The sequence below is a fragment of the Streptomyces sp. NBC_00104 genome (genome assembly GCF_045160825.1).
Taxonomy (GTDB): Bacteria; Actinomycetota; Actinomycetes; order Streptomycetales; family Streptomycetaceae; genus Streptomyces.
On the sequence record NZ_CP108215.1, the window covers coordinates 4,491,284 to 4,510,457 of the forward strand.

The 19,174-nt window shown below is 72.4% G+C and carries 14 protein-coding genes; 2 read left to right on the plus strand and 12 right to left on the minus strand.

The features are described 5' to 3' along the window. Positions 1-337: 337 nt before the first annotated feature. Complete coding sequence (locus tag OG272_RS19635; protein ID WP_327729420.1) at positions 338-1,345, minus strand: stage II sporulation protein M; 1,008 nt, start codon at positions 1,343-1,345, stop codon at positions 338-340. Positions 1,346-1,484: 139 nt separating this feature from the next. On the opposite strand from OG272_RS19635, the gene OG272_RS19640 reads away from it, so the two are divergent. Then, positions 1,485-2,555, plus strand: a complete 1,071-nt coding sequence (locus tag OG272_RS19640; RefSeq protein ID WP_327729419.1) for an RDD family protein — start codon at positions 1,485-1,487, stop codon at positions 2,553-2,555. A gap of 67 nt (positions 2,556-2,622) precedes the next feature. Here the strand turns inward: OG272_RS19640 and OG272_RS19645 are convergent, their stop codons facing one another. The 9 genes from OG272_RS19645 to OG272_RS19685 all read right to left on the minus strand — a co-directional run bounded on the left by OG272_RS19645 (position 2,623) and on the right by OG272_RS19685 (position 12,839). Further along, the gene (locus OG272_RS19645) at positions 2,623-3,237 is read right to left on the minus strand and encodes a hypothetical protein (RefSeq protein WP_327729418.1); all 615 of its coding nucleotides are present in this window, start codon (positions 3,235-3,237) and stop codon (positions 2,623-2,625) included. A 150-nt stretch (positions 3,238-3,387) separates the two neighbouring features. Next, a complete protein-coding gene (ahcY, locus tag OG272_RS19650; RefSeq protein ID WP_405894244.1) occupies positions 3,388-4,845 on the minus strand; it encodes an adenosylhomocysteinase in 1,458 nt (485 codons plus the stop codon). Between the two features lie 394 nt (positions 4,846-5,239). After that, a complete protein-coding gene (locus tag OG272_RS19655; RefSeq protein WP_326582350.1) occupies positions 5,240-6,217 on the minus strand; it encodes a cation diffusion facilitator family transporter in 978 nt (325 codons plus the stop codon). A gap of 186 nt (positions 6,218-6,403) precedes the next feature. Next, on the minus strand, positions 6,404-7,555 hold the full coding sequence (manA, locus tag OG272_RS19660) for a mannose-6-phosphate isomerase, class I (protein ID WP_327729416.1): 1,152 nt from the start codon (positions 7,553-7,555) through the stop codon (positions 6,404-6,406). Between the two features lie 66 nt (positions 7,556-7,621). Continuing rightward, entirely contained in the window at positions 7,622-8,749 is a 1,128-nt protein-coding gene (locus OG272_RS19665) for an SIS domain-containing protein (protein WP_327729415.1), read from the minus strand. A gap of 108 nt (positions 8,750-8,857) precedes the next feature. Further along, positions 8,858-9,028 carry a Trm112 family protein gene (locus OG272_RS19670; RefSeq protein WP_200307918.1) on the minus strand — a complete coding sequence of 57 codons (171 nt, stop codon included), beginning with the start codon at positions 9,026-9,028 and terminating at the stop codon, positions 8,858-8,860. Between the two features lie 96 nt (positions 9,029-9,124). Further along, on the minus strand, positions 9,125-10,489 hold the full coding sequence (locus OG272_RS19675) for a phosphomannomutase/phosphoglucomutase (RefSeq protein ID WP_326582347.1): 1,365 nt from the start codon (positions 10,487-10,489) through the stop codon (positions 9,125-9,127). 120 nt (positions 10,490-10,609) lie between these two features. Beyond that, positions 10,610-12,226, minus strand: coding sequence for an L-lactate permease (locus OG272_RS19680; protein ID WP_327729413.1), 1,617 nt, complete (start codon positions 12,224-12,226; stop codon positions 10,610-10,612). A gap of 190 nt (positions 12,227-12,416) precedes the next feature. Further along, positions 12,417-12,839 (minus strand): DUF3499 domain-containing protein, encoded by a 423-nt coding sequence (locus OG272_RS19685; RefSeq protein WP_327729412.1) that lies wholly within the window; start codon positions 12,837-12,839, stop codon positions 12,417-12,419. Between the two features lie 347 nt (positions 12,840-13,186). Between OG272_RS19685 and OG272_RS19690 the strand changes: the two genes are divergently transcribed. After that, positions 13,187-13,642, plus strand: coding sequence for a metallopeptidase family protein (locus tag OG272_RS19690; RefSeq protein WP_326585800.1), 456 nt, complete (start codon positions 13,187-13,189; stop codon positions 13,640-13,642). Between the two features lie 176 nt (positions 13,643-13,818). On the opposite strand, the gene OG272_RS19695 is transcribed toward OG272_RS19690, so the two are convergent. Next, positions 13,819-15,372 (minus strand): DUF5719 family protein, encoded by a 1,554-nt coding sequence (locus OG272_RS19695; RefSeq protein ID WP_327729411.1) that lies wholly within the window; start codon positions 15,370-15,372, stop codon positions 13,819-13,821. Then, on the minus strand, positions 15,369-19,040 hold the full coding sequence (locus tag OG272_RS19700; RefSeq protein ID WP_405894247.1) for a glycosyltransferase: 3,672 nt from the start codon (positions 19,038-19,040) through the stop codon (positions 15,369-15,371). Before OG272_RS19700 ends, OG272_RS19695 begins: the two co-directional genes overlap by 4 nt. Positions 19,041-19,174 lie beyond the last annotated feature (134 nt).

The following is a 19,174-nucleotide window of genomic DNA, read 5'->3' on the forward strand; positions in this document are numbered from 1 at the left end:
CAACCCTACCAGATCCGTTTTCCGTTCCGTTCCCGGTCGGAATTCATTTCCGGTGGCCGTTGGAGGGCCGTGCCTAATTGATTGCCTTGCGACTTTCTTTCGGCGAGTCCGACTTTATCAGAAGTTTTTCGCCGGACTGACCGGCCACTCGTTCCTGATTCATCGGATAGGGCTCACTCGTGAAATTGCTTTGCACGACAAGCCGATAGATTTCACTGCCGCCTGGGGCATGTCCACCTCTAGGCAACTGTTCTAATCTACCTCCCCACACGCACCGTGTCAACGGCTCTTGCGGGAACGAAGAGGAGACTAACAGCCCGACGGGGGTCAACGCACATCAGGCGGCCACGGGGACCGCGGCACTTCGTTCGTGTTCCTCGACATCGCCCGTCTCACCGGCCCTGACAGCTCGTCCGCCCAGGACATAGACGTACGCGAGGAAGACGAGCTCGGCGAGGACTCCGATGCCGATGCGGGCCCAGGTGGGCAGGCCGGACGGGGTGACGAAGCCTTCGATGGCGCCGGAGATGAAGAGGACCAGCGCCAGGCCTATCGCCATGCCCAGGGCGGCTCGTCCCTCCTCGGCCAGGGCCGAACGGCGGGTGCGGGGGCCTGGGTCGATGACGGTCCAGCCGAGGCGCAGGCCCGTGCCTGCGGCCACGAAGACAGCGGTCAGTTCCAGCAGGCCGTGCGGGAGGATCAGGCCGAGGAAGACGTCGAGGCGGCCGGCCGAGGTCATCAGGCCGATGCCCACGCCCAGGTTGAGCATGTTCAGGAGCAGGATCCAGAGGACCGGCAGGCCCAGGAAGATGCCCAGGACCAGGCACATCGCGGCGGCCTGGGCGTTGTTCGTCCATACCTGGGCCGCGAAGGACGCGGCGGGATGACTCGAGTAGTAGGTCTCGTACTGGCCGCCGGGGCGGGTCATCTCGCGCAGGGCGTCGGGGGCCGCGATGCTGGCCTGGACCTCCGGGTGGGTGCCGATCCACCACCCCAGGAGCACGGCGACGAGGGTGGAGAGCAGCGCGGTGGGGACCCACCAGTGGCGGGAACGGTAGACAGCCGCGGGGAAGCCGTGGGTCAGGAAGCGGGTGATGTCGCGCCAGGAGGCCCGTCGGTTTCCCGTCACGGCGCTACGCGCGCGTGCCACCAGTTGGCTGAGGCGCCCGGTGAGCTGAGGATCCGGGGCGCTGGACTGGATCAGCGAGAGGTGGGTGGCGGTGCGCTGGTAGAGGGTGACGAGTTCGTCGACCTCGGCTCCGTCGAGGCGGCGCTGGCGGCGGAGCAGGGCGTCGAGGCGGTCCCACTCCGCGCGATGGGCGGACACGAAGACATCGAGGTCCATCGGGTGTGCTGCTCCTCGTCCCTCTCATACCGCGTGTCGGCTTGTCGTACTGGTCGTACTGCGGCGCGATGTGACCTCAGCTTGGCAGACTGGCCACTCTCGGGGCAGGTCAGGGGATGAAACCGGAAGGACTACGGGTGTGAGTGAGCTAGTGACGGGCGAGGCGGTGGCGCTGGAGCTGCGTCCCGCGAAGCTGCCGAGCCGGGCGCTGGCCGTGCTGCTCGACCTGATCGTGGCCATGGTCGTCTACCTCGCGGTGGTCCTGATCCTGGTGCTGTCGACGGCCGGCCTCGACGAGGCGGCCCAGATGGCGATATCCGTCGCGAGCTTCCTGCTCGTCCTGGTGGGTGGGCCGATCGCGGTGGAGACGCTGAGCCATGGGCGCTCGCTGGGAAAACTGGCGTGCGGGCTGCGGGTGGTGCGGGACGACGGTGGACCGATCCGGTTCCGGCACGCGCTGGTGCGTGGGGCGGTCGGGGTGGTCGAGATCCTGATGACGTTCGGGGTCGTCGCCTGCATCGCCTCGCTCGTGTCGGCGCGGGGTCGCCGGCTGGGTGACGTGTTCGCGGGGACGTTGGTCGTGCGGGAGAGGGTTCCGGCCGGGCAGGCGGCGTTCGTGCCTCCTCCGCCGCCCTGGCTCGCGGGGCAGTTCTCCGAGCTCGACCTGTCCGCCGTTCCGGACGGTCTGTGGCTGGCCATCCGCCAGTACCTGACGCGGATGCGGCAGCTGGACCCGCACGTCGGCGCGGCCATGGCGGAACGTCTCGCCTCGGATCTGGCCGCCCGTACGGGCGCTCCGGCGCCGTACGGGGTTCCCCCGGGCGCGTATCTGGCGGCCGTGGTGCACGAGCGGCAGGCTCGGGAGGCTCGCCATGCGTTCGGGAGCTCGGCCGGTGCGGGTGGGGGTGGCGTGCCGGGTCCTGCCGGTACGCCCGGTGCGGTCGTACCGGGGGCGCCGGTCGGTGGGCCGGGGTGGGGTGCGCCGGTGGCTCAGCCTCCGGTCGCTCCGGCGTATGCGCCGCCTGGGGGGTATGTGAGCCCGGCCCCGCCTCCGAGCGCCCCCGGGTACGTACCGCCGGCGGGAGCCGCAGGTGCTGGTCCCGGGGCCGGTGGTCCCGGCGCTGTCGTTCCCCCCGCGCCGGTGGCCCCCGAGTCGCCGCAGGAGCCCTCTGACGGGCGGCCGAGCACCGGTTTCGCGCCGCCTGCGTGAGTCACGGCTGATCGGCCCGCCCGCTGAGCCGCTGTCGGCCGGACTCGGCGTCAGTCGGACGTCGGCTTCAGTCGAACGTCGAGGGCGGTGTCTCCAGGTGGTCCAGCTCGATTCCGGGTGCCGCCAGAACGACGTCGCCCGCGATGTGAACGGTGTGCCGCTCGCCGGTGTCCAGGGCTGTGACCTGGTATTCGTCCACGGTCAGGGGGCCGTTGTCAGTGGCGTGTGCTTCTCTTTCGATCAAGGCCCAGGACTGGTCCAGGGTGCGCGGGGCGAGGACCGGGTCGGTGAAGGCGACGAGGCGTACGCGGGTGGCCGGTGTCGAGGGGGCGAGACGGAGGAGGCGGGCTGTGGCGATCAGGAACGCCGGGGAGGTGCCGGTGAAGGCGTGCGCGCGGACATTGCCTTCGGTGGCCTCCGTGCCGGTGGGGTCGGTGCGGACCCAGGTGACGCCGTCGAGGGCGGCGCCGCGGACCTGCCAGCTCGCGGCGTGGAGTTCGAGGCGGATGGGGCGGCCGAGGTCGTCGAGGGCGAGGTCGACGGAACCGGCATGGTCACCGGAAGGGGCGGTCAGCTGGGAGACATAGCGCCAGCCGGACGGGCCGGGCGCGCAGTGGAAGTGTTCTTCGGCGAGGAGGGTGTGGTCGTGCGGGTCATGGAGCGAATACCGGCCGCGGGGCATGGGGGTCCTGGGTCTTGACGGGCTGGTCCTGCCGACGTGCGGGGCGGGAGCCGAACGGGCAGGCCCCCGGCACGGGGGTGCGGGGGCCTGCCTGGGCGCTGCTGCCGAGACGGGTGCGCCCGTGCACGGACGCACCCGCCGCCGGGCGGATCAGTAGCGGTACTGGTCCGACTTGTAGGGGCCCTCGACCTCGACACCGATGTAGGCGGCCTGCTCGGGGCGGAGCGTGGTCAGCTTCACGCCGAGCGCGTCGAGGTGGAGACGGGCGACCTTCTCGTCGAGGTGCTTGGGCAGCGTGTAGACGCCGATCGGGTACTGCGACTGCTTGGTGAACAGCTCGATCTGGGCCAGCGTCTGGTCCGCGAAGGAGTTGGACATCACGAACGACGGGTGACCGGTGGCGTTGCCCAGGTTCAGCAGACGGCCCTCCGACAGCACGATGAGAACCTTGCCGCCGGGGAACGTCCAGGTGTGGACCTGCGGCTTGACCTCGTCCTTGACGATGCCCGGGATCCGCGCCAGACCGGCCATGTCGATCTCGTTGTCGAAGTGGCCGATGTTCCCGACGATCGCCTGGTGCTTCATCCTGGCCATGTCCGAGGCCATGATGATGTCCTTGTTGCCGGTCGTGGTGATGAAGATGTCGGCCGTCTCCACGACCTCGTCGAGCGTCGTGACCTGGTAGCCGTCCATCGCCGCCTGCAGCGCGCAGATCGGGTCGATCTCGGTGACGATCACCCGGGCACCCTGCCCCCGCAGCGACTCCGCACAGCCCTTGCCCACATCACCGTAACCGCACACGACGGCCGTCTTGCCGCCGATGAGAACATCCGTGGCCCGGTTGATGCCATCGATCAGGGAATGCCGGCAGCCGTACTTGTTGTCGAACTTCGACTTGGTGACCGCGTCGTTCACATTGATCGCCGGGAACAGCAGCACACCGTCACGCTGCATCTCGTACAACCGGTGGACACCCGTCGTGGTCTCCTCCGTCACACCACGGATCTCCGAGGCGAGCTGGGTCCACTTCTGGGAGCCGTCGGTGATGGTGCGGTTCAGGAGTTCGAGGACGACGCGGTGCTCGTCGTTCTCGGCGGTGTCGACGGCAGGGACCTTGCCGTCCTTCTCGTACTCGACGCCCTTGTGGACGAGGAGGGTGGCGTCACCGCCGTCGTCCAGGATCATGTTCGGGCCGCCGGTCGGGCTGTCCGGCCAGGTCAGCGCCTGCTCCGTGCACCACCAGTACTCTTCCAGGGTCTCGCCCTTCCAGGCGAAGACCGGGACGCCCTGCGGGTTGTCCACCGTGCCGTTCGGGCCGACCGCGATGGCGGCGGCGGCGTGGTCCTGGGTGGAGAAGATGTTGCAGGAGGCCCAGCGGACCTGGGCACCGAGGGCGACCAGGGTCTCGATGAGGACGGCGGTCTGCACGGTCATGTGCAGGGAGCCGGTGACGCGGGCGCCGGCGAGAGGCTGGGCCTCGGCGTACTCCTTGCGGATCGCCATCAGGCCGGGCATCTCGTGCTCGGCGAGGGTGATCTCCTTGCGGCCGAAAGCGGCCAGGGAGAGGTCGGCGACCTTGAAGTCCTGTCGGTTGTCGACAGTCGTCATGCGAGCTGCTCCTCGGTGTCGGGTCGAGGGTGGGTAGGGCTGGTCTGCGCGGCGGCGGACACAGGGGTGCCCCGAAGAGGACACAGGCATGCCCGCGTGCGCGCAGCGCAGTCCGTCGGAGGCCCTCTCTCCCTCGGTCGGTCCGCGAGGGGACCGCCCGACCGCCATCAGCAGCGACGTCTGGCTCCGTCCCAAGCTACACCGGTCGGCCCGGCCTGCCCCAGTCCGCCTGCGTACAGGATCAAGCCGAAGGGAGTGGTGTGGGCGGGCGGGCGGACCTGAGGCGGAAAGCCGTAGGGGGCGCGAGCCGTGGCGGGCCGGGGACGGCGAAGGGCCCGTCGCGACGGTTCGCGACGGGCCCCGGTGCTCGGTGCCTGGTGGAGTGGCCGGTGGGTCAGTGTTCGGCGGTGGGGGCCGGGCCGCCGGGGGCGGCCTCGGCGTCGGCGCCCTTGGCGGCCTCCGCCTCGCTGTAGATGTCGGGCTCCAGGTAGATGACGCGGGCGATCGGGACGGCCTCGCGGATGCGGGCCTCGGCGGCGTCGATCGCGTGGGCGACCTCGGTGGCCGTTTCGTCGTGGCGGACGGCGATCTTGGCGGCGACCAGCAGTTCCTCGGGACCGAGGTGGAGCGTGCGCATGTGGATGATGCCGGGGACCGTGTCGCCGTCGACGATCGCGGCCTCGATCTTCTTGACGTCCTCCACACCGGCGGCCTCGCCCAGGAGCAGGGACTTGGTCTCGGCGGCGAGGATGATCGCGATGAGGATGAGCAGGACGCCGATGCAGAGGGTGCCGATGCCGTCCCAGACGCCGTCACCGGTGAGCAGGGCGAGGCCGACGCCGCCGAGGGCGAGGATCAGACCGACGAGAGCACCGAGGTCCTCCAGGAGGACGACCGGCAGCTCGGGGGCCTTGGCGTGGCGGACGAACTCGGTCCAGGACCTCTTGCCCCGCAGGACGTTGGATTCCTTGATGGCGGTCCGGAAGGAGAACGACTCGGCGATGATCGCGAAGACGAGGACGCCGACCGGCCAGTACCAGTTCTCGATCTCGTGCGGGTGCTTGATCTTCTCGTAGCCCTCGTAGAGGGCGAACATGCCGCCGACGGAGAAGAGGACGATGGAGACGAGGAAGGCGTAGATGTAGCGCTCGCGGCCGTAGCCGAAGGGGTGTTGCGGGGTCGCTTCGCGTTTGGCCTTCTTGCCGCCGAGGAGCAGCAGTGCCTGGTTGCCCGAGTCGGCGAGCGAGTGCACGGACTCGGCGAGCATCGACGACGAGTGGCTGAAGAGGAACGCCACGAACTTCGCTACCGCGATCGCGAGGTTGGCGGCGAGTGCCGCCACGATCGCCTTGGTGCCGCCTGACGCGCTCATGTGTCCGAGGTGTCCCTTCGCCTACGCATATGTCTGTGCGTGGGCACGTGTACCCACGCTTCCGTCCGTCACCGGCCGGGCTTTGCCCGCCTTTTGCAGGGGGCATTGTTGCAGCCCGGTCCGGCGTCGTCGCGTCAGGCCGTGGATCAGGGAGGGTTGACGCCGCTCACCAAGGGATCGCGCCGCTCAGGCGACCACGGTGGCGCGGAACAGGGTGCCGGGTCCGGACACCTCGGCCTTCTCGTCCGCCGGTACGAAGACGGACTCGCCGGGGGCGAGCGTGTGTTCGCCCGCGCGGACCGAACCGGCCGTGCAGAGGAGGATCTGCGGGGTGGCGCGGGTGAGGTCGTGCGGGGCGGTGGCCTCGGGAAGGACGAAGCGGGAGAGGCGGAACTCGTCGATGGGCGTCTCGTAGACCTCCTCGCCATCCGGGGACGCCTCGGGGCGCAGGACGCCGGGGTCGGTCGCCTCGAAGCGGACGATGCGCAGGAGTTCGGGGACGTCGACGTGCTTGGGGGTCAGGCCGCAGCGCAGGACGTTGTCGGAGTTGGCCATGATCTCCACGCCGAGGCCGTTCAGATACGCGTGCGGGATGCCGGCGCCGAGGAACAGGGCCTCGCCGGGCTGCAGGCGTACGTGGTTGAGGAGCATGGCTGCGATGACGCCTGGGTCGCCCGGGTAGTGGTGGGCGATGTCGGCGTACGGGGCGTAGGCGCCGCCGAGACGGGCGCAGGCGGCCGCGGCCTCGGTGACCGTGTGGGCCGTCTCCTCGGGGTCGGCGCCCAGGACCGCGGTCAACACCTCGCGCAGCGCGGCCTCTTCGGGGTGGGCGTGCAGGAGGTCGACGTACGGCTTCAGGGAGTCGACGTCGAGGGCGGCGAGCAGATCGGCGGCCTGGAGCGGGTCCCGGAAGCCGCAGAGGCCGTCGAACTCCGTGAGGGCGCAGATCAGTTCCGGCTTGTGGTTGGCGTCCTTGTAGTTGCGGTGGCCCGCGTCGATCGGGATGCCGCGCCGTACCTCGTCCTCGTAGCCCTCCCTGGCCTGTTCGAGGTCGGGGTGGACCTGGAGGGAGAGCGGGGCGCCGGCGGCGAGGAGCTTCAGGAGGAACGGGAGACGGGGGCCGAACCTGGCGACCGTTCGACGTCCCAGCTCACGTTCCGGGGCCTCGTCGATCACCTCGGTGAGGGGGCCGCGCCCGGTGCGCGAGGGTGCGCCGGGGTGGGCGCCCATCCACATCTCCGCCTGCGGCTCGCCGGTGGGGGCCACGCCCAGGAGCTGCGGGATGGCGGTGGTCGAACCCCAGGCGTAGGGGCGGACGGTGTTGTCGAGGCGGTCCATGGTGTGTGCTTCTCCGTAGGTGGGGAGCCGGCCGATGCCCCGGTCAGGGGCGGACTCCGGTAAAGATCAGGCTCCGGAAGCGAGCGACAGGTAAACGGCGGCGAAATCGGTGATGGCGATCATCTCCGCGAGGGTCTCCAGGTCGCTGCCCTCCTCGGGTTCCAGCTCGCTGATCGCGGCGTCGTGGCCGAGGGCCAGCTCGCGGGCGGCCGGGACGCCGCTCAGACCACCGGTCGGGCGGTCGCGGACGAGCACCACGCGCGCGTGCAGGACGGGTGCGTCCTCGACGCGGTCGCGGAAGAAGTCGTCGGGGTCGGCGTTCGCGGCCAGTGGGCCGGAGAGCAGCACCGTGTGCGAGGCGAGTGCCTCCGGCAGCTGGGCCGCGAGGGCGGGGCGGCCCCCCAGCTCGGCGAGCGCGGAGGCGAAACGGCGGCCCACCGGGCCCGCGGCCTGGCCTTCGGTCCAGATCAGCGGGAGCGCGTCGGCCAGCTCGGCGGCGAGCGTCTTGGCGGGGTTGCTGTAGGTGGCGATGGCCGGGCCGCAGCGCTCGGCGACACGGTCGAGGCGGTCGGCGACCTTCTGCAGGGCGTCCGGCGGGGCGTCGATCAGGCCGGTGCGGTCCAGCAGGGCGAGCATCGGGGTGAGCAGCGCCCACAGGACTCCGGGAGCGGCGGCGCCGAGGGGCGCCTCCTGCTCGTACGGGGCGGTCGCCATCGGTACGAAGAGGCCGTGGGCGCCTTCCACCGCCTCGGCGACGGGGGTGCGGGGCGGGGCGACGGCGACGACCGTGCTGCCTCGGCGGTACGCCTGGTCGACGAGGAGCGCCAGGCCCGGTTCGCTGCCGTCCGCGGTGGCGACCAGGAGGAGGTCGACCGGGCCCGCCCAGCCGGGGAGCTCCCAGCGGAGGGCGCCCGCGGCGGGGGCCACGCCGGTGGGGTGGAGGCGGGTGATGGGGCAGCTGGACCCCGCGAGGGCGCCGAGCAGGTCGGCGACGCCCGCGGAGGCCATGCCGGGGCCCGCGATCAGGAGGGCGCGGGGGCGGCCGTCCGGTTTCAGTTCGGGGATGCCCGCCTCGGTACCGAGGCGGATCGCCGTGCGGACCCGGGCGCCTGCCTCGGCGGCGCCGCGGAGCAGGTCGCGGCGGTCCGCCTCCGCGAGGGCTTCGGGGGTGTCTAGCAGCGAGTCGTCGAGCATGGGCGGCAGCCTCCGATCGCCGGGTGCCCTGTTACGCCTTTTCGCCTCTACGCCGGGTTTCCCGGCCGGGGCGGGGTTAGGCCTTGCGCGGGAGCCTGATCGCGCGGGTCACGCGGGGCGGCGGGCCTCGTCGACGAGGAGTACGGGGATGCCGTCCCGGATCGGGTAGGCGAGGCCGCAGTCCTGGCTCGTGCAGGCCAGCTCGGTGTCCTCCTCCGTGAGGGGGGCGTGGCACGCCGGGCAGGCGAGGATCTCCAGGAGGCCGGCTTCGAGCGGCATGTCGGGTCCCTTCGGGGGCGGGTCGGTGCGGTGCGGCCTGGTCAGAGTACCGCCGTGCGGGGGTCGGCGCCGGGGTTGGGGCTCGGGGCCCGGTACTCACGCCCTGATGATCCCCAGGACCTCGTCCCGTACCTTCGCCATGGTCGTCTCGTCCTTCGCCTCCGCGTTCAGGCGGAGCAGCGGTTCCGTGTTGGAGGGGCGGACGTTGAACCACCAGTCGGCGGCGGAGACGGTCAGGCCGTCGAGGTCGTCCAGGGTGATGCCCGCGCGGTCCTCGTACGCGGAGCGGATCGCGGCCAGGCGGCCCGTCTGGTCGGCGACCGTGGAGTTGATCTCGCCGGAGCCGGCGTAGCGGTCGTACTGGGCGACGAGGCCGGAGAGGGGGCCGTCCTGGCCGCCGAGGGCGGCGAGGACGTGGAGGGCGGCCAGCATGCCCGTGTCGGCGTTCCAGAAGTCGGCGAAGTAGTAGTGGGCGGAGTGCTCGCCGCCGAAGATGGCGCCGGCCCTGGCCATCTCGGCCTTGATGAAGGAGTGGCCGACGCGGGTGCGCACCGGCGTGCCGCCGTTCTCCCGCACCACCTCCGGGACGGACCAGGAGGTGATCAGGTTGTGGATGACCGTGCCCTTGCCGCCGTGCCTGGCGAGCTCGCGGGCGGCCACCAGGGCGGTGATCACGGAGGGGGAGACGGGGTCGCCCTGCTCGTCGACGACGAAGCAGCGGTCGGCGTCGCCGTCGAAGGCGAGGCCGAGGTCGGCGCCCTCCTCGCGGACACGCTTCTGGAGGTCGACGATGTTCGCCGGGTCGAGGGGGTTGGCCTCGTGGTTCGGGAAGGTGCCGTCCAGTTCGAAGTACAGGGGGACGAGGTCGAGGGGGAGGCCGGCGAAGACCGTGGGGACGGTGTGGCCGCCCATGCCGTTGCCCGCGTCGACGACGACCTTGAGGGGGCGGATGGGGGTCAGGTCGACGAGGCCGCGCAGGTGCGCCGCGTAGTCCTCCAACGTGTCCCGCCGGGTGATCGCCCCCGGCGTGGCGGCCGGTGCCGGCGCGCCCGACTCGCTCCAGCCCTCGACCAGTTCGCGGATCTCGGCGAGGCCGGTGTCCTGGCCGACGGGGGCGGCGCCCGCGCGGCACAACTTGATGCCGTTGTACCGGGCGGGGTTGTGGGAGGCCGTGAACATCGCGCCGGGCAGGTTCAGCGCGCCCGAGGCGTAGTACAGCTGGTCCGTCGAACAGAGGCCGATCTCGGTCACGTTCACCCCGAGCGCCGCCGCCCCGCGCGCGAAGGCACGCGACAGGCCGGGCGAGGAGGGTCTCATGTCGTGGCCGGTCACGATGGCTTTCGCGCCGGTCACCCGCACGAAGGCCGCCCCGAAGAGCTCGGCCAGGGTCTCGTCCCACTGGTCCGGGACCACCCCGCGTACGTCGTACGCCTTCACGATCGTCGACAGGTCAGCAGTCATGGTCAAACCCTCCTGAAGTCCTCACCGGTCGCCCCAAACTACCCGCCCGGGCCGACAGCCGGCCGTGTGACCTCTGAGAACGGCACCAAGGCCCCGGCGGGAGTGCCTCGCGGTGGTACCTCAGGGAAGCATCCATTCCAGTACGGGGGTGCTTTGTCCCACCACGATCAGGCACATCACCAGCAACAGCCCCAGGCTCCACGGCAGCACCTTGCGCAACAGGTCGCCCTCGCGCCCGGCGAGGCCGACGGCGGCGCAGGCGATGGTCAGGTTCTGCGGGGAGATCATCTTGCCGAGGACGCCGCCGGAGCTGTTGGCGGCGGCGAGCAGTTCCGGCGACAGGCCCGACTCACGGGCCGCGCTGACCTGGAGGGCACCGAACAGGGCGTTGGCGGAGGTGTCCGAGCCGGAGACGGCGACGCCGAACCAGCCGAGGACCGGGGACAGGAAGGCGAGCCCGGCGCCGGCCGCCGCCACGAAGTGGCCGATGGTGGCGGCCTGTCCGGAGAGGTTCATGACGTAGGCGAGGGCGAGGACGGACGTCACGGTGAGGATGGCGAAGCGGAGTTCGTGCACCGTGGCCGCCCACTCCCTGACGGCCACGCGCGCGTGGACCTTCAGGACGACGGCCGTGCACAGCCCGGCGAGCAGCACCAGGGTGCCGCCGGTGGCCACGATGGGCCAGGTGAAGACGTTGCCTCCCACCGGGTCGCCGTCCGGGCTCGCGACGTTCAGGAAGGGCCAGTCGTACGTCTGTGTCGCCCCGGCCAGCCAGTCCTTCACCACGGGGATCTGGGCGAGGGAGAAGATCGCGACGATCAGCGCGTACGGGGCGTAGGCGCGCAGGACTTCGCGCGGCGGGTCCTCCTCGTCGAGGTCCTCGCTGCGTACGCCGGTCAGTACGGCGGCGCGTACGGGCTCGGCGGCGGGGCGGCGGGCGTGGGGTACGGCGACGAGGGCGCCCGCGCCCAGCAGGGCGGCGCCGATGTCGGCGAGTTGGGCGGAGATGTGGTTGGAGGCGATGAACTGGCCGACGGCGAAGGCGGACCCGCAGGCCAGGGCGGGCACCCAGGTCTCGCGCAGCCCGCGCCGTCCGTCGACGAGCCAGACCAGGACCAGGGGCACCACGAGGGCGAGCAGGGGCGTCTGGCGGCCGACTACGGACGCGACGGTGTCCAGGGGCAGTTCGGTGACCTGGGCGAGGGTGACGACCGGTGTGCCCATGGCGCCGAAGGCGACGGGCGCGGTGTTGGCGACCAGGGCGACCACGGCGGCCTTCACCGGTTCGAAGCCGAGCGCGACGAGCATGACGGAGCAGATGGCGACCGGCGCGCCGAAGCCGGCGAGGGCTTCCAGGAGCGCGCCGAAGCAGAACGCGACGACGAGCGCCTGGATGCGTGGGTCGTCGGAGAGCCGCCCGAAGGAGCGGCGCAGGATGTCGAAGTGCCGGGTGTGGACGGTCATCCGGTACACCCACAGGGCGTTGACGACGATCCACATGATCGGGAAGAAGCCGAACGCGGCCCCCTGGGCGGCGCTGGAGAGTGTCTGGCCGAGCGGCATGCGGTGGGCGAGCCAGGCGACCAGAACGGCCGCCAGAAGCCCGATCAGCCCCGCCAGGTGCGCTTTCAGGCGCACGACGCCGAGCAGGACCAGGACGATGACGAGGGGCAGGGTCGCGACGAGGGCGGACAGGCCGAGTGAACCGGCCACGGGTTCCAGGTGCTGGACGTACACGGGAGCCTCCCCGATTCCGCGATGCGGAAAGCGGTTTCTCACGGCACGGGCACCCGGAATGATCGCGTCCGTGCCGCCACGGCGTCAACAGGCGTGCGTCACCGCGCGAAACGACGCGAACGGAAAGAGCCACGAGGGCGCCGACGACACCGACGACTTCGGGAGCACGGCAACGGCCCCACCCAGAGCGTCAGTTGTCGGGTGAGCGCAGCACGCGGAGGTGGCCGCGGCGGGCGACCTCCATCGGGTCCGCCCTGCGCGCGCCGCCACCGGCCTCCGCCGCGCGCTGCTGCGGGCGGGCCGCCTCGCGCACGGCGTTGGCAAGCGCTTCCAGGTCGTCACCGCTGGGGCGTGCGGGAGCCGAGGCGTCCAGCAGCCGTACGACCTCCCAGCCGCGCGGGGCGGTGAGGCGCTCGGAGTGCTCGGCGCACAGGTCGTAGCAGTGGGGTTCGGCGTAGGTGGCGAGGGGGCCGAGGACCGCGGTCGAGTCGGCGTAGACGTACGTCAGCGTCGCGACGGCGGGGCGGCCGCAAGCGGTGCGCGAACAGCGACGTACAGGGCTCACGACGTTGGACGGTACCGCACTCTTGAGCGGGCCGCGACGACTCTCCACCAGGTCACTCCACCGTGTCGCGCTGTGAAACGCCCCACACGCCCCTCCGAACCCACCGCGTTGACCTGCGAGTAGCCCCCCGTCCGGGATGCCGAACAGCCTTGAGTGCGGTCGATTTTCCGTACATACCATGTCAATTGACGCGAGTTCGCCGGTCTTGGGGAGATGTGGAATCGAGCCCAACCTTGACCGGAATGGTCATCCTGCGACATGCCGTACGGCCCTCCTGGGCGCCGCCGTGCGGCGAGCCGGTTGGACATGCCAGGTCAGCGGTGTCGGGCCGGCGGGCGCGGCCGGGAGTGTGGAGCCGGGCGGGCGGACCTCGTGGGGACTACGCTTCACAGGTGATGGACAACCTCGTACCGCCCCGCGCCGCCTCCGCACCCGGGCCCCGCCGCCGAGATCGGCACGGCAGGGGGATGCGCGGGCCCATCGCACCGCCGCAGGTGCCGCTCGCGGCGAGTCGTGCGGAGGTGTTCGCGGATCTTGTGCAGGACTCCGTGGAGCGGCTGGAGCGGCGGTGGCCGCAGCTGGCGGACATCGACTTCCTCGTGCTGGAGGTGCCGCGGCTCGACGGGCCCGTCGACGGGGCGTGGAACGACGAGGCGGTGCCGCTCGGGGGGACCGTCGCGGCGCGGGAGGGGCGGCCGGCTCGGGTGGTCGTGTACCGGCGGCCGGTGGAGATCCGTACCAAGGGGCGCGATGAGCGGGCCGCGCTGGTGCATGAGGTCGTGGTGGAGCAGGTGGCCGAGCTGCTGGGGCTGAATCCGGAGACGGTGGATCCGCGGTACGGGGAGGACTGACACCGGTGGGTGCGCCCGGCAGGGGTTTCGCCCCCGCCGCCCCTACCCGTCCCATCCCCAGGGGCTGCGCCCCTTCGACCCCGCTCGGGTGCGTTTGTCGGCTGCGGGTGTGTGGGGGCCGGTCGCGCGGTTCCCCGCGCCCCTGAAGAGCAGGGGCGCGGGGAACTGCGCGAGCACTACCTCTGCAGGATCGACAGGTCTTGCCGCGCCTCCGGGACGGCCACCGTGCCTCGGTCGTCCGGGAGGGTCTGGATGGTGAAGGCGGGGACGGTGTCGAGCTTGGATTCCAGGGTGCGGGAGGCGTGGACGGGGCCGCCGGAGACGGGTTCGACGGTGAGGGCGTAGGTGCCCTTGAGGCCGGCCGGGGCGGGCAGGTCGACGTTCTGGGTGGTGCCGGCCTTGATCGTGAAGGTCTTCGTCGTGGGCTCGCCGCCACCGCTGCCGGCGGACGCGGTGACCTTGACCTTGGCCGCGCCGGTGGGCGCGGTGAGGGCGAGGGTGGTGCCCTTGGCGCGGTTGTCGGCCACCGTCGCGCGCGCGCCGACCGGGCGGGTGGCCGGGATGAAGGCCGTCTCCTGGTTGTCGCCCTTGCCGCGGACGACGCGGAGGGCGGCCACCACCGGGACCGACTGGTCGGTGGGGGTCAGCAGGAGGGAACCGGCCTCGCCGCGCGTGATGTCGCCGAGGTCGGCGGTGGCGGTCATGCCCCCCTTGACGTGCAGTGTCTCGTTGCCTGCGGGGGTGATCGGGCCGTTGGGCGAGGCGAGGCGGAGCTTCAGGTCGGCGTCGGTCTCGCCGGGGGTGAAGGCGACGAGGGTCACGGAGGTGGCGTCCTCGGGGATGCCGGGGAGGACCAGACTGGCGGCCGGGTCGGCCGCGGCGGCGAGCCAGTCGCCGCCCCGCTTGTCGTCGAGGGCCTGGACCGCGGCGGCGACCCGGCCGCTGCGGACCCTGACATGGACCGTGAGGTCGGCCTCCTTCGCCGTGGCGAGCGTCGACAGCAGGACCGGCTCGTCGGCGCGGGGCCGGACCGTGATGCCGTCGCCCACCGTCGACTTCAGGGCGCCGTCCTTGCCGTAGAGCTCGATGTCGACGACGGCCGCCGAGTCGTCCGGGTTGACGAGGTGGACGTAGTCGGTGCGGCCCGCGGCCGTACTGGCGCCCGGGAACCAGAACTCCGTGTCCGGGGCGGTGCAGTTGACGCCGAGCAGGCCGCGACCGGTGCCGGCGGCGACCTCGGTGGTCTCCTGCACCGTCCAGCCGGGCGCGAACTTCCCCTCGGCCGTGCCGATCAGCGCGGGCGAGTCGCCGCCGTCGGTGCTGCCGGCGACGGGCTTTCCGGGCTCCTTCACCTCCACGACGGGCTTGGCGGCCTTGTCCTTGCCGCCGTCCTTGTCACCGCCCTCGTCGCCCTTGCCGCCCTCGTCGCCCTTGCCGTCCTTGTCGCCCTTGCCGGGGTCTGTCGACTCCCCGCCCGCCGCGACGAGTTCGGCGCTGCCGTCGCCGCCGGTGCCCTTGGTGACGGGCGTGAAGGAGGTGTACGCGGTCTCCGCGAGGTCCGAGGTGCTCGGCTGGGGGCAGAGCAGGCTGGTCCGCTGCACGGGCAGCTGGGCGGCCGCCTTCGCCGTGGTGTCGCCGCCGGAGGCGTCGGGCGCGGAGAGCGCGGCGAAGCCGGTGACGGCGGCGAGGGCGGTCGCGCCGGCGATCAGGGACAGGGTCGTGCGGTTCACTGCTGGCTCCCGTCGGGGCGCTCACTGTCGGTGCCGGTGCCGTGCGACGGGTCGTAGGTCGCGTCGTAGCCCTGGGTGTACGTCTGGTCGTACGAGGCCGGGTCGCCCCCGTAGGAGGCGTACGGGTCGTACTGGCCGCCCTGGTAGGGGTCGGCCTGGTAGTGCTGCTGGTCGTACGTGCCCGCCGGGTACTGCTGGGCACCCTGGTACTGCTGGTCGTACTGGCCGTACTCGGCGCCGGCACCCGCGTGGTGCGCGGTGTCCCTCCCCCAGCCTCGAACGTCCTCGCCCGGGGGGACCCCCATGCCGTATCCGTGCTGGGGCGGGACGGTGGCCGCGGCCGGGACATCCTCCGGCGGAGAAGCCAGGTCGGGGTCGGCGGACTGTTCGGCCTCGGCCTCGGCCTGGGCGCGCAGGCGGCGGGCGCGGCGGCCGTCGCCGGTGATGTCCTGGGCGGGCACGGCGACGGGCTCGTCGGGGAGGTCGTCGTCGACGTCCCGGCGGCGGCCGGGGAGGGCGAGGACCACGAGGACGACGGCGAGCGAGCCCTGGGCCCACAGCCAGCCGGTGTGGCTGACGGGGGCGTCGAAGGTGACGTCCAGCTTGCCGCCGTCCACGGGCAGCTGGAAGCCCTGGGCCCAGCCGTCGACCGTGGTCGGGGTGAGCGGCCTGCCGTCGAGGGTGGCGGCCCAGGCCTCGTCGGCGGTGTCGGCGAGGCGCAGGACCCGGCCCGAGCCACCGGCCGGGATGGTGGTGTGCACGTCGACGGGGCCCGCGGCGACGGCCTTGGCGTCGCCGGAGGAGGCCTCGATGGTGACGCGGGCGACCTGGCGGTCCACCCGCCACAGGGCGCTGCCGTCCTGCTGGCTGAGCCGGCTCAGGCCGGGTGTGGCGTCCAGGACGCGGCCGACCTCGCGGGGCGCGCCCGGACGGACGAGGACGTAGCGCACGGCGAAGCCGCCGAGTTCGTCGGTCTGGTCGGCGCCGGAGCCCGCGACGAGGTTGGCGACGACCTTGTCGAGTTGTTCGTTCTCTCCCGCGGCGGCGGTGAGTTCGGCGTCGCCGAGGCGGACGCCGGAGCCGCGGACCAGGGTGTAGCCGACCCTGGCGGTGGAGTCGCTGTCGAGGACGAGGGTGCGGGCCTGGTCGCGGGTGCCGCTCTCCTCGGCGACGAACGCGGGCACCTGGACGGGGTCGCGGCGCTCCAGGGGACCGTCGGCGCCGCCGAGCACCCATCCGGCGGCGGCCAGCAGCGGGCCGACGGCGGCGGCGAGCGCGATGAGCACGGCCACCGGCTGGCGCCAGCCGAAGCTCTGCTCGGCCACGCGCGAGCGTGCCCCGTCGGCGCCCAGGGTGGCGGCGGCGAGGAGAGCGATGCCGTAGACGAGGGTCGCGGGGCCCGCCCAGGTGGAGCCGTTGGAGAGGACCGCGAGGACGAGGGCCACCAGGGCGGCCGTCCAAGCGGTCCGGATGGCCGGCTGGCGTTCCGAGCGGAGCAGGGCCGCCAGCGCGGCCAGGACGATGCCGACGAGCGTCAGCCCGCCGACCGTGCCGGGGCCGCCGGGGCTGATGCCGAGCAGATCGGTCGCCGAGGCGGTGCTCCCGCCGTACTCCAGACCGGCCTCCTCGAAGAAGCCGAACGGCAGCAGCGTCAGCGACCAGGGGGCGAGGATCAGCAGCGGGGTGCCCAGCTGGGCGAGGAAGCGCGGGCCGTAGGCGGCGATCTCGCGGCGGCGGACGACGAGGAGCCCGAGGCCGAGGAGCAGCGCGATGGGCCACACGATCGGGGTGAACGCGGTGGTGATCGCCAGCAGCAGGGCGTACGCCCAGGTCGCACGCCAACTGCCGCGCGCCCCTGTTCTGTTGCTCAGGCCGCCGGCCGCGGCGCCCGCGCGGGCGATGAGGGGCAGCAGGATCGCGAGGACGGCGGTACCGAGGCGACCGGTCGCGAGCCCGCCGGTGACGGCGGGCAGGAAGGCGTACACGACGGCGGCCCAGGCGCGCAGCAGCCGGGACTCGACCAGGGGCCGCGAGGCGAAGTACGCGGTGAAGCCGGCCAGTGGCACCGACGCCACGAGGAGCACGGTGACGGCGAGTCCGGCGGAGCCGAACAGCAGGGAGGAGAGCATGGCCACGATGGCCAGATACGGCGGAGCGGCCTCGGCGCCGCCCGCGCCGACCGGGTGCCAGGCGTCCAGATAGCGCGACCACAGCTCGGCGGAGTCGTCGGGCGCGGGCAGCAGGGTGCCGCCGGCGAGCGCGCCGCCGCCGAGCAGTTCACGGCAGGCGACGAGCGAGGCGAGCAGCAGGAGCGCGAAGAGCACGGGCCCGGGCGCACGCGCGATGCGCTTGAGCCGGGCGAACTGCTCGACCTGGAGGAAGTCGGCGTCGTCGTCCCCGGGTCCCGACTCCACCGCGCCGCCGTGCCGTCCGGCCTGGGGGGTCTCGGCGTCGGAGCGGCCGAACAGATCGCCCGCGACCTGTTCGACGGTGGCCCGGACGGTCGCGCCGGGTGGCGGGAACAGCGGCCGCAGCTCCCCCTTGTCCAGCTGCGAACGGCCTCGCCTGCGCCGCCCGGCGATGATCCGCTCGGGCCGCAGCAGCACGCTCAGCAGACCGCGGATCTCGTCGACAGCCTGTCCGGGGACCTTGCCTACGAGGTACGCGACGGTCCTGAGCAGGGTGCCGAGGACGATCCGCAGCAGCACCCAGGGCAGCTGTGCCGTGCGGGAGTTGACGAGGAGGGTGTAGATCGCGCCCGCCTTGTCGACCATGTGCGGGGAGGCGGCGCTGCGGCCCACGCAGTCGACGGTGCGGCGCTCGCGCGCGGACGCCTCGGCGTGCCGCACGACGGCTTCGGGGGCGACGAGGACGCGGTGCCCGGCGGCGGTGGCGCGCCAGCACAGGTCGATGTCGTCCCGCATGAGGGGCAGGCGGCGGTCGAAGCCGCCCAGTTCCTCGAAGACGTCGCGGCGGATCAGCATGCCGGCGGTGGACACGGCGAGGCTGGGCTTGACGTGGTCGTGCTGGCCCTGGTCCTGCTCACGACGGTCCAGGCCGGTCCAGCGGCGGCCGGAGTTGGCGATGGTGACGCCGACCTCCAGGAGCTGACGGCGGTCGTACCAGCCGCGCAGCTTGGGACCGACGACGGCGACGTCGTCCTGGCCCAGCTCGCGTTCGTTCTCCACTGCCCGCAGCAGTTGGGCGAGGGCGTCGGGCTCGGGGGCGCAGTCGTCGTGCAGCAGCCACAGCCACTGGACCGGCTCCCCGTGGGGAAGCTCCGGCATGTCGTACGCGTCGTCGCGCCAGCTGCGGGTGACCGGGTCCCAGCCGCTGGGGCGCCGGAGGTAGGCGAGGTCGTCCTGGGTGAGGACGCCCGCGGTGCGGTTGGCCTCCTCGACCGCCTGCCCGAAACCGGTCCGTCGGGCGAGGTGCAGGACGCGGTCCTCGCCGAGGGCCTCGGAGAGGAGCCGGGCGGAGTCGTCCGCGCTGCCGGTGTCGGCCGCCATGGCGCTCTGCACGGGGCGCTCCTGGCCGAGCAGCCCGGCGAGCGCGTCGGGCAGCCAGCGGGCGCCGTCGTGCGCGACGAGGACCGCGGTCACCACATGACGTGGGAACTCAGGAGTGGCAGCGTCGTGGTGAGCTGCGGTGTGGCTGTGCACGGACATCGAGGTACGGGCCCCGGTTCGATGGACTGCGGTGGACGTCTGTGTCCGGCGGGGACAGCGGGACGTCTCGGACGAGGGCCCACACTAACGGCTGAGCAGCAGGGCGGCCCGCCGCCTGTGGACAACCCACGTGC

Bases quoted from the DNA above. Each gene is read 5' to 3' on its own strand.
- OG272_RS19635 (WP_327729420.1), bottom strand. From the start codon at position 1,345: ATGGACCTCGATGTCTTCGTGTCCGCCCATCGCGCGGAGTGGGACCGC.
- OG272_RS19645 (WP_327729418.1), bottom strand. From the start codon at position 3,237: ATGCCCCGCGGCCGGTATTCGCTCCATGACCCGCACGACCACACCCTC.
- ahcY (WP_405894244.1), bottom strand. From the start codon at position 4,845: ATGACGACTGTCGACAACCGACAGGACTTCAAGGTCGCCGACCTCTCC.
- OG272_RS19655 (WP_326582350.1), bottom strand. From the start codon at position 6,217: ATGAGCGCGTCAGGCGGCACCAAGGCGATCGTGGCGGCACTCGCCGCC.
- manA (WP_327729416.1), bottom strand. From the start codon at position 7,555: ATGGACCGCCTCGACAACACCGTCCGCCCCTACGCCTGGGGTTCGACC.
- OG272_RS19665 (WP_327729415.1), bottom strand. From the start codon at position 8,749: ATGCTCGACGACTCGCTGCTAGACACCCCCGAAGCCCTCGCGGAGGCG.
- OG272_RS19670 (WP_200307918.1), bottom strand. From the start codon at position 9,028: ATGCCGCTCGAAGCCGGCCTCCTGGAGATCCTCGCCTGCCCGGCGTGC.
- OG272_RS19675 (WP_326582347.1), bottom strand. From the start codon at position 10,489: ATGACTGCTGACCTGTCGACGATCGTGAAGGCGTACGACGTACGCGGG.
- OG272_RS19690 (WP_326585800.1), top strand. From the start codon at position 13,187: ATGGACAACCTCGTACCGCCCCGCGCCGCCTCCGCACCCGGGCCCCGC.
- OG272_RS19700 (WP_405894247.1), bottom strand. From the start codon at position 19,040: ATGTCCGTGCACAGCCACACCGCAGCTCACCACGACGCTGCCACTCCT.